The 14,279-nt window shown below is 69.6% G+C and carries 13 protein-coding genes; 11 read left to right on the plus strand and 2 right to left on the minus strand.

Translation table 11 applies throughout. From position 1 onward, the window contains the following. Nucleotides 1-270 precede the first annotated feature (270 nt). The 8 genes from typA to dapC all read left to right on the plus strand — a co-directional run bounded on the left by typA (nucleotide 271) and on the right by dapC (nucleotide 9,296). On the plus strand, nucleotides 271-2,178 hold the full coding sequence (gene typA / locus DFQ14_RS13205; protein WP_114453584.1) for a translational GTPase TypA: 1,908 nt from the start codon (nucleotides 271-273) through the stop codon (nucleotides 2,176-2,178). A 224-nt stretch (nucleotides 2,179-2,402) separates the two neighbouring features. Further along, complete coding sequence (locus DFQ14_RS13210) at nucleotides 2,403-4,151, plus strand: ABC transporter family substrate-binding protein (RefSeq protein WP_114453585.1); 1,749 nt, start codon at nucleotides 2,403-2,405, stop codon at nucleotides 4,149-4,151. A gap of 7 nt (nucleotides 4,152-4,158) precedes the next feature. Then, a complete protein-coding gene (locus DFQ14_RS13215) occupies nucleotides 4,159-5,352 on the plus strand; it encodes a threonine synthase (RefSeq protein ID WP_246195581.1) in 1,194 nt (397 codons plus the stop codon). A 107-nt stretch (nucleotides 5,353-5,459) separates the two neighbouring features. Further along, the gene (gene mshB / locus DFQ14_RS13220; protein WP_114453586.1) at nucleotides 5,460-6,374 is read left to right on the plus strand and encodes an N-acetyl-1-D-myo-inositol-2-amino-2-deoxy-alpha-D-glucopyranoside deacetylase; all 915 of its coding nucleotides are present in this window, start codon (nucleotides 5,460-5,462) and stop codon (nucleotides 6,372-6,374) included. 2 nt (nucleotides 6,375-6,376) lie between these two features. Next, nucleotides 6,377-6,775, plus strand: coding sequence for a hypothetical protein (locus tag DFQ14_RS13225; protein ID WP_114453587.1), 399 nt, complete (start codon nucleotides 6,377-6,379; stop codon nucleotides 6,773-6,775). A gap of 28 nt (nucleotides 6,776-6,803) precedes the next feature. Next, complete coding sequence (locus DFQ14_RS13230) at nucleotides 6,804-7,634, plus strand: hypothetical protein (RefSeq protein ID WP_114453718.1); 831 nt, start codon at nucleotides 6,804-6,806, stop codon at nucleotides 7,632-7,634. A gap of 214 nt (nucleotides 7,635-7,848) precedes the next feature. Next, on the plus strand, nucleotides 7,849-8,169 hold the full coding sequence (fdxA, locus tag DFQ14_RS13235; protein WP_114453588.1) for a ferredoxin: 321 nt from the start codon (nucleotides 7,849-7,851) through the stop codon (nucleotides 8,167-8,169). Further along, nucleotides 8,166-9,296: a succinyldiaminopimelate transaminase gene (gene dapC / locus DFQ14_RS13240; protein WP_114453589.1), complete on the plus strand. Its 1,131-nt coding sequence runs from the start codon at nucleotides 8,166-8,168 to the stop codon at nucleotides 9,294-9,296. The genes fdxA and dapC overlap by 4 nt, the downstream gene beginning before the upstream one ends. Before the next feature lie 82 nt (nucleotides 9,297-9,378). Here dapC and dapD read toward each other — a convergent pair whose 3' ends face one another. Beyond that, nucleotides 9,379-10,359: a 2,3,4,5-tetrahydropyridine-2,6-dicarboxylate N-succinyltransferase gene (gene dapD / locus DFQ14_RS13245; RefSeq protein ID WP_114453590.1), complete on the minus strand. Its 981-nt coding sequence runs from the start codon at nucleotides 10,357-10,359 to the stop codon at nucleotides 9,379-9,381. A gap of 159 nt (nucleotides 10,360-10,518) precedes the next feature. Between dapD and dapE the strand changes: the two genes are divergently transcribed. Beyond that, nucleotides 10,519-11,595, plus strand: coding sequence for a succinyl-diaminopimelate desuccinylase (dapE, locus tag DFQ14_RS13250; protein ID WP_114453591.1), 1,077 nt, complete (start codon nucleotides 10,519-10,521; stop codon nucleotides 11,593-11,595). 1 nt (nucleotide 11,596) lies between these two features. Here the strand turns inward: dapE and DFQ14_RS13255 are convergent, their stop codons facing one another. Next, entirely contained in the window at nucleotides 11,597-12,526 is a 930-nt protein-coding gene (locus tag DFQ14_RS13255; protein WP_114453592.1) for a slipin family protein, read from the minus strand. A gap of 291 nt (nucleotides 12,527-12,817) precedes the next feature. Here DFQ14_RS13255 and DFQ14_RS13260 point away from each other — a divergent pair, with 291 nt between their 5' ends. Continuing rightward, nucleotides 12,818-13,648 (plus strand): LOG family protein, encoded by an 831-nt coding sequence (locus DFQ14_RS13260; protein WP_114453593.1) that lies wholly within the window; start codon nucleotides 12,818-12,820, stop codon nucleotides 13,646-13,648. A 14-nt stretch (nucleotides 13,649-13,662) separates the two neighbouring features. Continuing rightward, complete coding sequence (locus DFQ14_RS13265) at nucleotides 13,663-14,232, plus strand: LOG family protein (protein ID WP_114453594.1); 570 nt, start codon at nucleotides 13,663-13,665, stop codon at nucleotides 14,230-14,232. Nucleotides 14,233-14,279: the final 47 nt, after the last annotated feature.

The following is a 14,279-nucleotide window of genomic DNA, read 5'->3' on the forward strand; positions in this document are numbered from 1 at the left end:
GGTGGTGCCGCGTGTCGATACCGCCCACCAGGTCGAATCCGTCGGTCCCATCCCGGTCGGCCTGAAGCAGCAGGGCTCAACAGCGGTGGGTCCGGCAACAGCAGGCCCGACAAGAAGTAGGGTGCCGCGCCCCACGTGAACCGCCACGGAGTCGGGGCAGCGGCATCAGCTCCGTAGCGGCGGCCGCAACGAAGCCGCAGCCGATCTCGTCGATCGGCACCGTCGCCTCGCAGCTTGCCACGACATCCATACGACAGCAGGAGTATTCGCGTGCCCGCCATCAGCGTCGCCCCGAACCAGCGCACCCGTACGGACCTGCGCAATGTCGCGATCGTCGCGCACGTCGACCACGGCAAGACCACCCTGGTGGATGCCATGCTCCAGCAGTCGGGGGCCTTCTCCGAGCGCGCCGACCCCGTCGACCGGGTCATGGACTCCAATGACCTGGAGCGGGAAAAGGGCATCACCATCCTGTCGAAGAACACCGCGATCCGGCGGATGACCCCGGACGGCCCGGTCACCATCAACGTGGTCGACACCCCGGGCCACGCCGACTTCGGTGGTGAGGTCGAGCGTGGGCTGTCCATGGTCGACGGCGTGGTGCTGCTGGTCGACGCCAGCGAGGGACCGCTGCCGCAGACGCGTTTCGTGCTGCGCAAGACCCTCGCGGCCGGGCTGCCGGTGATCCTGGTGGTGAACAAGGTGGACCGGCCGGACGCCCGCGTGGCCGAGGTCGTCGAAGAGGTCCACGATCTGCTGCTCGACCTGGCCGCCGACGTCGGCGCGGACGAGTCCGCGCTCGACATCCCCATCGTCTACGCCTCGGCACGCGCAGGCCGGGCGAGCCTGACCGCTCCGGAGCAGGGAGAGCTGCCTGCCGACGGCGACATGACCGCCATGTTCGACACCCTCCTGGAGCACGTGCCCGCGCCGGTCGGTGACTGGGAAGCGCCGCTGCAGGCACTGGTGACCAACCTCGACGCCTCCTCGTACCTCGGCCGCATCGCCCTGTGCCGGATCTACTCCGGCAAGCTGCGCAAGGGACAGACCGTCGGCTGGTGCCGCGAGGACGGGTCGGTCGAGAAGGTGCGGTTGAGCGAGCTGTTCGTCACCGAAAACCTCGATCGGGTGCCCGCCGAGGAGGCCTCGGCGGGAGACATCGTGGCGATCGCGGGCATTCCCGACATCACCATCGGCGACACTCTCGCCGATCCCGAGAATCCGGAACCGCTGCCTCGGATCACCGTCGACGCCCCGGCGATCTCCATGACCATCGGGACGAACACCTCGCCGCACGCCGGCCGCAACGGCGGCACCAAGGTGACCGCGCGACTGGTCAAGAACCGGCTGGACAGCGAGCTGATCGGCAACGTCAGCATGCGGGTCGTGCCCACCGAGCGCCCGGACACCTGGGAGGTGCAGGGGCGTGGTGAGCTGGCCCTGGCCGTGCTGGTGGAGACCATGCGCCGCGAGGGCTTCGAGATCACCGCGGGCAAGCCGCAGGTGGTCACCAAAACCATCGACGGCAAGCTGTGCGAGCCGTTCGAGCGACTGAGCCTCGATGTGCCCGAGGAACATCTCGGCGGGGTCACCCAGCTGCTGGCCGCCCGCAAGGGACGTATGGAGACGATGGACGGCCACGGCACCGGCCGGATCAAGCTGGAATACATCATCCCGGCGCGCGGACTGATCGGTTTCCGCACCGACTTCCTCACCGAGACGCGCGGTGGCGGCATCGCCAACCACGTCTTCGAGGGCTACTTCGGCTGGGCAGGTGAGCTGCGCACGCGCGGCAGCGGATCATTGGTGGCCGACCGCTCCGGCCCGGTGACCACGTATGCGCTGCTGCAGCTGGCCGACCGCGGCACCTTCTTCGTCGAGCCGGGCGCCGAGGTCTACGAGGGCATGGTCGTCGGGGAAACCCAGCGGCACGAGGACCTCGACGTCAACGTGACCAAGGAGAAGAAGCTCACGAACATGCGCTCCGCCGCCGGTGAGGAGCTGGAGCGGCTGGCCCGCCCGCGCACCTTGGGGTTGGAGGAAGCGCTGGAGTTCTGCTCCGCCGACGAGTGTGTCGAGGTCGGCCCTTCTGTGGTCCGGGTGCGCAAGATGACTCTCGACGGCAACCAGCGCGCTCGCGAGCGTTCCCGCGCCAAGGCTCGCGACAACCAGGCGTGAGACCGCTTTTCGTCCGCACGTCCGTGGCGGGTGGCGGCACGGCCGATCGGTTCCTGAGCATCGAGACTTCCGGATGCGCACCCCCGCGCGCTCTCGCGTGGCGGCACGCGCAACCATGAGGGGGTGGAAACCGTTGCTCGCAGGGGGACCGGATTCCGGCGCTGCCGTGCCGCCCCGTGGACGGCAGGTCGGCCTGTGATGTCGCAAGGGGAGGTTCGCCCAGCGTGTACCAGCGTCGGTGCCACCCGTTCGCCGCGGTATTCCTGCTGCTGCTGACACTGAGCGTGGCAGCGGGGTGCACGAGCGCACCCCCGCCCCCGCTGGTGGAGACGACCGCGCCGCCCCCCTCGACGAGCGTGCCGCCGAAACCACCGAAGCCGCGGGTGGTCGTGGCCGCTGTCGGGGACCTGCGGGACGGCTTCAACCCGCATGCGCTGTCCGATGTGTCCCCGGCGACGGCGGCGCTGTCCAACCTGATGCTGCCCTCGGTGTTCGAACCGGGGCCGAACGGGAAACCGCGGCTCAACACCACTCTCATGGAATCCGCCGAGGTGGTGGACGAGGCAGAGAAGTTCACCGTTCGCTACCGGATCCGTACCGAGGCGGACTGGTCGGACGGCGCTCCGATCGCGGCCGAGGATTTCGTCTACCTCTGGCAGCAGATGCGTTCGAGGCCCGGCGTGGTCAACCCGGCCGGGTACCGGCTGATCACCGATGTCGCCTCTCGGCAGGGCGGCAAGACCGTCGAGGTGACCTTCTCCGAGCCGTACCCCGGTTGGAAGACCCTTTTCGACGATCTGCTGCCCGCGCACCTGGTCAAGGACGCGCCCGGGGGGTGGGCCGATGCACTCGACAAGGGATACCCCGCCTCCGGTGGCCCGTTCGCGATCCGGCAGGTCGATCTGGATCGCGGTGAGATCATCCTGATGCGCAACGAGGGGTACTTCGGGCCGCCCGCCGCCTCCGAACGAATCGTGTTGCGCACCGGTAACCAGCAGAAACAGGTCTCGGCGCTGCGCAGCGGAGACAGCGATGTGGCCCTGCTCGACGCGGACACGGCCACGATGGAGGCCCTGCGCGGGCTCGGTGACTCGGTGCGGATCGAGACCGTGCCGCGGCCGGCTACCACGCAGCTGCTGTTGCGTCCCAACACCGAGCAACTGGCCGATCCCCGGGTGCGCAAGGCGATCCTGGCGGCACTGGACCGGCAAGCACTGATCGAGGCCGGAACCGGCGGTGGGCCCGCCGGGCGGATGCAGGCTCGGGCCCAGGTGCTCGCGCCGTCCGAACCGGGATACACGCCGACCGAGCCGCCCCGGGCCGTTGCGAAGAAACCCCGGCCCGGGCGGGTCGACAAGCTGCTCAGCGAGGCGGGTTTCCGGCGTAGTGGTGACACCTGGATGCGGGACGGGCGCCCGCTGGATCTCGTCATCGCCGCGCAGTTCCGCGACGAGGAATACGTCCGGATCGCCGAGGCAGCCGCCGAGCAGCTCCGCGAGCAGGGAATCCGGGCACGGGTGATCACACCGACCGGCGATGAGCTGTTCACCACGATGCTGTCGAGCAATCCCCGGGCGGGCAAGCCCGGCGCGGCCGCCGATGTCGACATGGCGGTGGTACCGAGACCCGCGGGGGGTGAGCCGGCCTCCATGATGGCGTCCCGGTGGGGATGTCCCCGCGTGGACGCGAGCAGCGAGCAAGCGTTGCCGTACAACATGGCGGGTTTCTGCGATCGATTGCTCCAGCCGACGATCGAGGCGGCACTGACCGGGCGGATGACGTTCGAGCGGGCATCCGCCCGGGTGGAGCCGGTGCTGTGGTCGCAGGCGGTGGCGCTGCCGTTGTACCAGCAGGCGCAGGTGCTGGCGGTACGCAGCGAGATCAAGGGCGTCGGACCGGGGCACGGTTTCGCGGGCCCGTTCTCCTCGGCGGGCAAGTGGGTCGGAACTCCCGGAGAGACCTACGACTGGTGAGGTGAGCATGGCGCAGGCGGTGTTGCGCGGACTGCGATGCGTGCGCTGCGGTGAGCGTGCCCCGTTGCGTTACGACACCTCGGGATGCCCGGCCTGCCGCGAGCAGGGCGTTCCTTCGGCGCTGCTGGCCGACTACGACCTGAGTGACGTGGATGGTTCGGCGCTGTGGGACGAGTGGGCACGGCGGAGGCCGGCCCTGTGGTCACACCGCGAGCTGCTGCCGGTCGATGCGGACAAGGCGATCAGTCTCGCGGAAGGTGGCACACCGCTGGTGGAACTACCCGAACGCGTGACCGGCGCCGCGAACCGGACACTGGTCAAGGACGAGCGCCGCAACCCGACCGGCAGCTTCAAGGATCGCTTCTACAGCATCGCCGTGTCCTGGGCGGCAGCGTCCGGGGCGAGCACCGTGGCGGTCGCCTCCAGCGGCAACGCGGGCGTGTCGGTCGCCGCCTACGCGGCTGCGGCGGGTCTGGACTGCGTGGTCGTCACCACCGAGACGATCGAGCGGACCTGGCGAGGACGGATCGAACGCCACGGTGCTCGACCGGTGTTCGCACGCGATGCCGCCGACCGCTGGCGCATCCTGCGGGAACGGGCGGCAGAGCAGGACTGGACGGTGCTGACCAACACCTCCGCGACCCCGGTGAGCAGCCTGTGGGCCGGCATCGACGGCTACAAGACGATGGCCTACGAGATCGTGCGCGATCTCGGCGATGTCCCCGAGGTGGTGACCGTGCCCGTCTCCCGGGGTGACGGGCTCGCCGGGATGTGGGCCGGTTTCCGCGAGCTCCACGAGCTCGGGATCGTCGAGCGGCTCCCCCGTATGGTCGCGGCCGAGCGTTACCCGTCCCTGTCGCGCGCCCTGGCCGCGGGCGCCGACCTGCCCCCCGAGGAGGAGGCCGACCTGCGCAGCATCGCCACCTCCATCGGCGATCCCCGGGCCACGGTGATGTCGCTGCGGGTCCTGCGGGAATCCGGAGGGGCGGCGGTGCCGTGCGGAGACGAGGACCTGCAGGCGGCGGTCCGCAGGCTCGGGAGCGCGGGCGTCGGTGCCGAACCGAGTTCCGCGGCGGGCCTGGTGGCGATCGACGAGCTGCGCCGACGCGAGTGGCTCCGGCCCGACGATCGCGTCGTCACGCTGGTGACATCCCGGGCGGCGAACCAGCCGAGTACGCTCCCGGATCCTGCACGGCACTGATCGAGGCGTCCGAAGGGTTTCTCGTCGCCGATGTTCTCGCCGCCTGCAGCGGGTGCCTTCACGTGACCGTTGATCCGGCCCAGGGCTGCTCGGATTACGCTGGACCGGTGACGTTGACGGCTCCACCGCGGTTACTGCTGGTACACGCACACCCCGATGACGAAGCGCTGTGGACGGGCGGGACGATCGCCCGCCATGCCGCCCACGGCGTGCAGGTGACGGTGGTGACCTGCACCCTCGGCGAGGAAGGCGAGGTCATTCCCGAGCACCTGCGCGGGCTCGCTTCCGACCGGGCCGACCAGCTCGGCGGTTACCGTCTCGGTGAGCTGCGATCCGCCTGCTCGGCCCTGGGCGTGGCCGAGCACCGCTTCTTGGGCGGGCTCGGGCGATGGCGCGACTCCGGGATGGTGTGGCAGGAACCGGGCAGGGCAGCGGGCACGGTCCCCGACGCCCACCCGCGTGCCCTCGTCAACGGTGACTTCCCGGAGCAGTGCGAGGCACTGGAAACCGTGCTGCGGGAGGTGAAACCGCAGGTGGTCGTCACCTACGCCGCCGACGGCGGTTACGGCCATCCCGACCACATCCGCGCACACGACGTGACCATGGCCGCCACCGCGAAGGTGCCCGACGTGCAGCGCGTGTTCCATGTGGTGCCGTCGCGAGAAGCGATCCGCACCGGCCTGGAGCGGTTGTCCCGGGCCGAGGGGATGCCGTTCCGGCTGCCACAGCTGGCCGAGCTGCCCCATGTCGATGATGCGTCGATCACCACGACCGTCGACATCGGCGAGCATCTTCCCGCCAAAATCGGCGGACTGCGTGCTCATGGCACACAGGTGCGGGTGTGGCTCGACCAGTGGGACAGTGGCGCCGGGATCGCCGGATACGCCCTGTCCAACGACGTCGCCCAGCCCGTGGTGCCCACGGAGCACTACGTGCTGGCACGGGGAGAGCAGCAGGGCGCCTCGACCGGCCTCTTCGGGGGCTTGGGAGGCGACGAGACCGGCCCGGCGGACGGGCGCTGACGATGCCCGATGAGGTGAGACTCGACCGGGTGGTGCTCGGCGCGTTGTTGCTCGATGCCGTGCTGTTGGCGATGCTCGAGCTGTTGTTCCTGCCCTCCTACCTCGGTGGCGTGCCGTTCCCCATCACCGCGGCGGTGGCTGCGGTGACCACACCGCTGCTGGTCTCGGAGGCCGGTCGGCTGTCTCCCCGTCGAGGTGTGGCCGCCGCACCACTGATCGTGTGGTTCGGGACGGTGTTCGTCTTCGGGCTCTTCGGGCCGGGCGGGGACGTGCTGCTCCTCGCCGGTGACTGGCGCACGTACCTGTTCCTCGCCGGCGGTGCGCTCCCCGGCGCGTTGATGCTCGGGATCGTGCAGGCACGCCAGGGTGCCGGGGCTTCGGGACGCCGCGACACCGGGTGAGGGCCGGACACGGGACGAGGTGGACGCAGTGGCCGAGATACTGACCGACGAGCGGGTTGCCGCGGCGCTGCGGCCGTTCGTGCGCGCTGCCGTCCCCGTTCTGCAGATCCTGCGGGAAGCCGATCCGCTACGGTTGCGCCGCCGGTTCCGCGGCGAGCCGAAGAGTGCCACGGAGCTCTCCGGCGAGCAGCCGACGGGTGGTGGGGGCACCGGTGAGCGTGCCGGCCTGGACACGCTGATGAGCCGGCTCGATTCGATGCGGCTGCCCGGCAGTTCCGCCTGGGACGCGATGACCCTCGATCAGCGCTGTGACTGGTGGGCCAAGCGGGTCGGCCGGTTTCTCGCTCTCCTGGCAGGCCTGCCGAACTTCGGCGGTGTGATCACCTCGCGGCTGCCGATCCGCAATGCCCTCGGAACCCTGGGGCAGTCACTGGTGCTGTCGGCGATCGCGGCCGAGCACGGGGTGGACGACCGGGCTCATCAGGTCCGCATGATCGCCAAGGTCGTCCTCGATCGTGACCTTCCGCGCGCTGTCGCGGAGGGAGCGGACGGGGGTACGCGGCACCGGGACGACGAGCGCACCGCCGAGCTCACCGAGGAGCTGGAGGAGTCCCGCCGCCGGTACGGACGGCCGAGAACCCGTGCCGTGGCGAGCACGGTGTGGCGAATGGCACGCCTGCTGTGGGAGATCGATTCCGAACTCGACAAGCGGCCGCAGGGGCGCTTGCATCACGAGGCTCTCGGTTCGCTGCCCGTCGTCGGTGTGGTGGGCGGTTACCTGGGAGAACGTTCGGCGCTGCGCCGGGTGGCACGGCGCGGGGCGAGGTGGATCCGCCGGAATCCGCCTCCACACACGTGAGGGTGTGCGCACCCACGTCGGCGGCATCACGCGTTTCCTCCCCCCGTGTTCCGAAGTAGGGTCGCGGGAGTACCCGGCTACGGGAGTTCCAGCCGGGAACCACGCGAAGTGGGAGCCACTTACGTATCCGGGTGGGTAACGAGGGATACTGTCAGCAGCCGCGCCAGGCAGACTTGCGCGCGGATGAAGGAACGTTTCTAGCAGGAGAGCAACCGTGACCTACGTGATCGCCGAGCCCTGCGTCGACGTGCTCGACAAGGGATGCATCGAGGAATGCCCTGTCGACTGCATCTACGAGGGCGGGCGGATGCTCTACATCCACCCCGATGAGTGCGTCGACTGCGGTGCCTGCGAGCCGGTTTGCCCGGTCGAGGCCATCTACTACGAGGACGACGTGCCGGAGGAGTGGGCTGCTTACACGCAGGCCAATGTGGATTTCTTCGACGACCTCGGCTCGCCCGGCGGAGCTGCCAAGGTGGGGCGGATCAACAAGGACGTCGAGCCCGTCACCAGTCTGCCTCCGCAGGGCGAATGAGTGTCGCCGAGTACCCGGGCGGTACGGGGCCGTCCGGGAGGCGCGGCCCCGACCTGCCGGAGTTCCCGTGGGACTCCCTGAGGGAGTACGCGTCGGTGGCACGGGCGCATGCCGGAGGTGTCGTCGACCTTTCCGTCGGTACACCGGTCGACCCCGTGCCGCCGGTCCTGCAGAGCGCGCTGTCCTCCGCGGCCAACTCTCCGGGGTATCCCGCGACGCACGGCACGGAGCAGCTCCGCGGAGCTGCGGTGGAGGCACTGCATCGCCGCCACGGTATTCGGGACCTTCCCGCCGAGGCGGTGTTGCCGACGGTCGGCTCGAAGGAACTCGTGGCCTGGTTGCCGACACTGCTCGGAATCCAGCCGGGCCAACTCGTGGCGATCCCCGACCTGGCTTACCCGACCTACGAGGTCGGTGCCCGGCTCGCGGGAGCCGATGTCGTCCGGCTCGCTCCCGGTCAGCGTCCCCCCGACGGGACCGCGCTGGTGTGGTTGAACTCCCCGTCGAACCCGACCGGCCGCGTCCTGGATTCCGAGCAGCTCGCCGCAGCGGTGCGCGCGGCTCGGGAGGTCGGCGCTGTCGTGGCCTCCGACGAGTGCTACCTGGAGCTGGGCTGGGAGTCCGAACCCGTCTCCGTGCTGCATCCGTCCGTGTGTGGCGGGTCCTTCGACGGTCTGCTCGCGGTGCACTCGCTGTCGAAGTCGGCGAACTTCGCCGGGTACCGCGCGGGCCTCGTCACCGGGGATCCCGGGATCGTGCGCGAGCTGCTGGCGCTGCGCAAGCACGCCGGGATGATCGTCCCGCGCCCGGTCCAGGAGGCGATGACCGCAGCGTTCCGCGACGACGACCACGTGCGTGTGCAGCGAGACCTGTATGCCGCTCGCCGGGCGGTGCTGTGGCCGCAGCTGGAACAGGCGGGGTTCACGATCGAGCATTCGCGGGGCGGTCTCTACCTGTGGGCCTCCCGCGGTGAGGACGCATGGCAGACCGTGGACTGGCTGGCCCGCCGCGGAATCCTCGTCGCCCCCGGCACCTTCTACGGGCCGGGCGGCAGCGCGCACGTGCGCATCGCGCTCACCGCTTCCGACGAGCGGATCGACGCCGCCGCGAAGCGTCTGGCGGACTGACGTTTCGGCGGGTGCCCTGCGGCCGGGATGGGCCGGACGCAAGAGCACCCGCCGAAACGCGCGTGGTCGGACTGCGAACCGCTCAGTCGTTGGCGTGCAGCGCGGCGTTGAGTTCGACCTTGCCGCCGGTGCGCGGCATGGCCTCGACAGCGCCTGTGCCGGAGTTGCGGCGCAGCAGCAGGCCGTCGTTGCCGGAGAGCTCGGCGGCCTTGACCACGGTGCCGTCGGGCAGCGTGACCTTGGTGCCCGCGGTGACGTACAGCCCTGCCTCCACGACGCAGTCGTCACCGAGGGAGATCCCCACGCCGCCGTTGGAGCCGATCAGGCAGCGCTCACCCACCGAGATGACTTCCTTGCCACCTCCGGAGAGGGTTCCCATGATCGAGGCGCCGCCGCCGATGTCGGATCCGTCTCCGATGACGACCCCGGCCGAGATGCGCCCCTCGACCATCGAGGCTCCCAGGGTCCCCGCGTTGAAGTTGACGAACCCCTCGTGCATGACGGTGGTTCCGCCGGCGAGGTGAGCACCGAGGCGGGCCCGGTCGGCATCGCCGATACGTACCCCGGAAGGGATCACGTAGTCGACCATCCGGGGGAACTTGTCGATGCTGTAGACGGTCACCGCACCCCGTGCCCGGAGCCGCAGGCGGGTCGCCTCGAAACCCTCCACGGGACAGGGCCCGTGATTGGTCCACACCACGTTGGACAGCAGGCCGAAAATCCCTTCGAGATTCTGGCCGTGCGGGCGCACCATCCGGTGCGACAGCAGGTGCAAGCGCAGGTAGACGTCGTGCGTGTCGGCCGGCGCGTCGGACAGGCGAGCCACGCCGGTGCGCACCGCGACCACGTCGACACCGCGGGCGTCGTCCCTGCCGAGCAGGTCGGCGCCGGCGGAACCGAGAGTCTCGGAGGCCTCCTGCGGGGTAAGCCGGGTACTGCCGACCTGGCCGGGCTCACCCAGCTTGACGATGGGAAACCAGGTGTCCAGCACGGTGCCGTCGTCGGTGACGGTGGCCAGGCCCACGCCGTGGGCACCCGTGGACTGCGGATCGGGAGTGCTCATGAGGCAAACGGTAATCGGCGCAGGGCTGCAGGCAGGTGCAGGGGTGGTGCGAGGTGCTGTTGCCGGGGAAGCCGCCCTCCGGAGGAGGGATGGGCCCGCCCGTGTCTGCTGCGACCACGCGCTCTCGTGTCCGGCGGCTTGTCGGTAGGGTACGCAACCGTGACCGCGCGTTTGGATCTCACCGCCGACCCTGTCGAGTTGACTGCCGCGCTGGTGGACATTCCCAGCGTTTCCGAGGCGGAGGCCGACCTCGCCGATTCGGTGGAGCAGGCCCTGCGCAGGCAGGCTCCGCATCTGGAGGTGGTGCGCAACGGCGACGCGGTGCTGGCACGCACCAACCTGGGGCGTGGCTCGCGTGTCGTGCTCGCCGGGCACCTGGACACCGTGCCGATCAACGACAACCTCCCGCTGCGCCGTACCGGCTCCGGCGACGACGAGGTGCTGCACGGCTGCGGCACGGTGGACATGAAGGGCGGCGACGCGGTGATGCTGCACGTCGCAGCGGCATTGACCGAGCCACGTCACGACCTGACCTTCGTGTTCTACGACTGTGAGGAGATCGCCGCCGAACGCAACGGGCTCAACCGCATCGAGCGGGAACTGCCCGACTGGCTGGCGGGCGATCTGGCCGTGGTGGGCGAGCCGTCGAATGCCTCGATCGAGGCGGGCTGCCAGGGCACCCTCCGGGTCGAGGTGCGCACGCGGGGGCGCCGCGCGCACACGGCCCGCGCGTGGATGGGCGACAACGCCATCCACGCGGCCGAGCCGGTGCTGCGGCGGCTCACCGAGTACACGCCCCGGCAGCCCGAGATCGACGGGCTGCGGTTCCACGAGGGGCTGCAGGCGGTGCGCGTGGAAGGCGGTGTCGCGGGCAACGTCGTTCCGGACTCCTGCGTGGTGACGGTCAATCACCGGTTCGCCCCGGACACCTCGCTCGCCGAGGCCGAGACACACGTGCGGGAGGTGTTCGACGGGTTCGACGTCACCGTCGTGGACGCCTCCCAGGGCGCGCTGCCGGGGCTGAGCGAGCCCGCCACGGCCGAGCTGGTGCGCGCCGCCGGGGGCGACCCGGTGGCCAAGCTGGGCTGGACCGATGTGGCCCGCTTCGCCGCGCGGGGGCTGCCCGCGGTGAACTTCGGCCCCGGCTCGCCGACTCTGGCGCACACCCGGGAGGAGAACGTCGCGACCGGTGACATCCGGCACTGTGCGGATGTGCTGCGGCGCTTCCTCGGTTGAGTCAAGCCGTCCCGTGCACGGTCGCCGAGGGCGGCACCACCGGATCGAGGGGAGCGCCGGTGTGGAGGGGGTTTCCGGCTTCCTCTCCGTCCGTGCGGTGCCCGCCCGCATCGGGGGATGGCCGTGCCTGCTGCTCCCGGTCTTCCTGCTGCCCGCTGCGGGTACTCCCGTTCCGGGCGGGCACGTTCTGGTCGACGAAGCGCAGCAGTTCGACGGGGAACGGCAGCACCAGGGTGGAATTCCGCTCCGCGGCAACCTCCACCACGGTTTCCAGCAGTCGCAGTTGCAGGGCGGCCGGAGTGTCGGCCATGACGCCTGCCGCCTCGGACAGTTTCTGCGACGCCTGGAATTCGCCGTCGGCGGAGATGATGCGTGAGCGCCGTTCCCGTTCCGCCTCGGCCTGCCGGGCGATCGAGCGCTTCATCGTCTCCGGCAGCGAGACGTCCTTGATCTCCACCCGGTCGATGTGCACGCCCCAGTTCAGGGCCGGGCTGTCGATCATGACCTCCAGGCCCTGGTTGAGCTTTTCCCGGTCCGACAGCAGGTCGTCGAGATCGCTCTTTCCGATGATGGAGCGCAGCGAGGACTGCGCGACCTGTCCCATGGCGAACAGGTAGTCCTCGACGTTGATCACGGCACGGGCGGGGTCGACCACGTTGAAGTAGACGACGGCGTCGACGCGCACGGTCACGTTGTCCCGGGTGATGCCTTCCTGCGCGGGCACCGGCATCGTGACGATCTGCATGGTGACTTTGCGGAGGTGGTCGATGCCGGGGACGATCATCGTCAGTCCCGGACCCCGCACGTGCTGCTGGAGGCGGCCGAATCGCAGGACGACTCCACGCTCATACTGCTTGATGACCTTCACGCTCGCGGCGAGGGCGAGCACACCGAGAACGAGAACCACGATCAGTACGTTGATGAGGATCATGTCGGCCTCCGGGCCGAGGGTTGTCCGACGACCGGTCGCCGACTGCAAGCCACTGCGTGGACCGTGGCGTGGACGCATGCGATCCGCGGGGTGGGCCCTGCCGTGATTGTCGGCAACACCCGATCTTTTCTCGTATGGTACGCCGCAAACGCCCCGAGTGAAGTCCTTTCGGCCGGTATTGTCGCCACCTCGACGTTCGGATGGGAGGCTGGTCGACTCGTCGACGGCTGGGCACCGCGCTGAGGCGGGCGGCTCATTGCGGGTTCACCCGGGCTGCCTACGCTCACCAGCATGACGATCGAAGGTCCCGGGGATCACCTGTACGGCACGGAGACCGACAGCGACGAGGAAGTCGGCGGTGCCGTGAGCGGCGGTGACCATCCGAACGAGAAGCGGCGCGGACCGGTGGTCCTGCGCCGGTCACGACTGCAGGAACCGAGCACGACCGACCAGCGACTGCTCGATTCGCGCGGGCCCTCCGACTGGGTGCACACCGATCCGTGGCGGGTGCTGCGCATCCAGGCGGAGTTCGTCGAGGGATTCGGCGCGTTGGCCGAAGTGCCCCGCGCGACCACGGTGTTCGGTTCCGCGCGCACCCCGCGGGAGCATCCCGAGTACCAGGCGGGTCTGGAACTGGGGGCGGCGCTGGCCGGGATCGGCTGTGCCGCGATCACCGGTGGTGGCCCGGGTACGATGGAAGCGGTCAATCGAGGCGCATCCGAGGCGGGGGGCCTGTCGATCGGACTGGGTATCGAACTGCCGTTCGAGCAGGGGCTCAATCCCTGGGTCGATCTCGGCGTCAACTTTCGCTACTTCTTCACGCGCAAGACGATGTTCGTCAAGTACGCGCAGGCGTTCGTGTGCTTGCCGGGCGGCTTCGGGACCATGGACGAGCTGTTCGAGTCGCTCACCCTCGTGCAGACCAAGAAGGTCACGAAGTTCCCCGTGGTGATGTTCGGGCGTTCCTACTGGCAGGGCCTGTACGACTGGATCCGGGACACGATGCACGGCTCGGGCAAGATCGGGGACAAGGACCTGGCGCTGCTGCATCTGACCGACGATGTGGAGGACGCCGTGCGCGTCGTGGAGGAGGCATATCAGGCATGGGAGGACACACACTGAGCAGTCGAGAGGCAATGGGCCCGGACGCGGTGAATCCGGATTCCGAGCAACAGGTTTCGGTCTGCGTCTACTGCGCGTCGCGTCCCGTCGACGAGCGCTACATTCACCTGGCCGCCGAGGTCGGTACGGGTATCGCCAAGCGAGGCTGGACACTGGTCTCCGGCGGTGGTCGGGTGTCGATGATGGGGGAGGTCGCCCGGTCGGCCCGGTCCGGTGGTGCGCGCACGGTGGGAGTCATGCCCCGCCAACTCGTCGCTCGCGAGGTCGCCGACACCGAAGCGGACGAGCTGCTGGTCGTGGACACCATGCGCGAGCGCAAGGGTCTGATGGACGCCCATGCCACGGCATTCCTGGCGCTGCCCGGAGGGATCGGAACCTGCGAGGAGCTGTTCGAGGTGTGGACCTCGCGCTACATCGGCATGCACGGCAAACCGGTGGTGGTGCTCGATCCGGACGGTCACTACCGGCAGCTGCTGGACTGGGTGCGCCGGATGGTCGGCAGCGGGTTCGCTTCCCAGGGCAGCCTCGATGCGCTGACCGTGGTCACCGATGTCGAGGAGGCCCTCGACGCCTGCGCGGGATGAGCTTGCCGGTTCGACCTATTTCTGTCTAGACTGTCTAGATGTAGCCG

Origin of the sequence: Halopolyspora algeriensis (assembly GCF_003337235.1) — a bacterium.
In the GTDB taxonomy this organism is placed as follows: domain Bacteria; phylum Actinomycetota; class Actinomycetes; order Mycobacteriales; family Pseudonocardiaceae; genus Haloactinomyces; species Haloactinomyces algeriensis.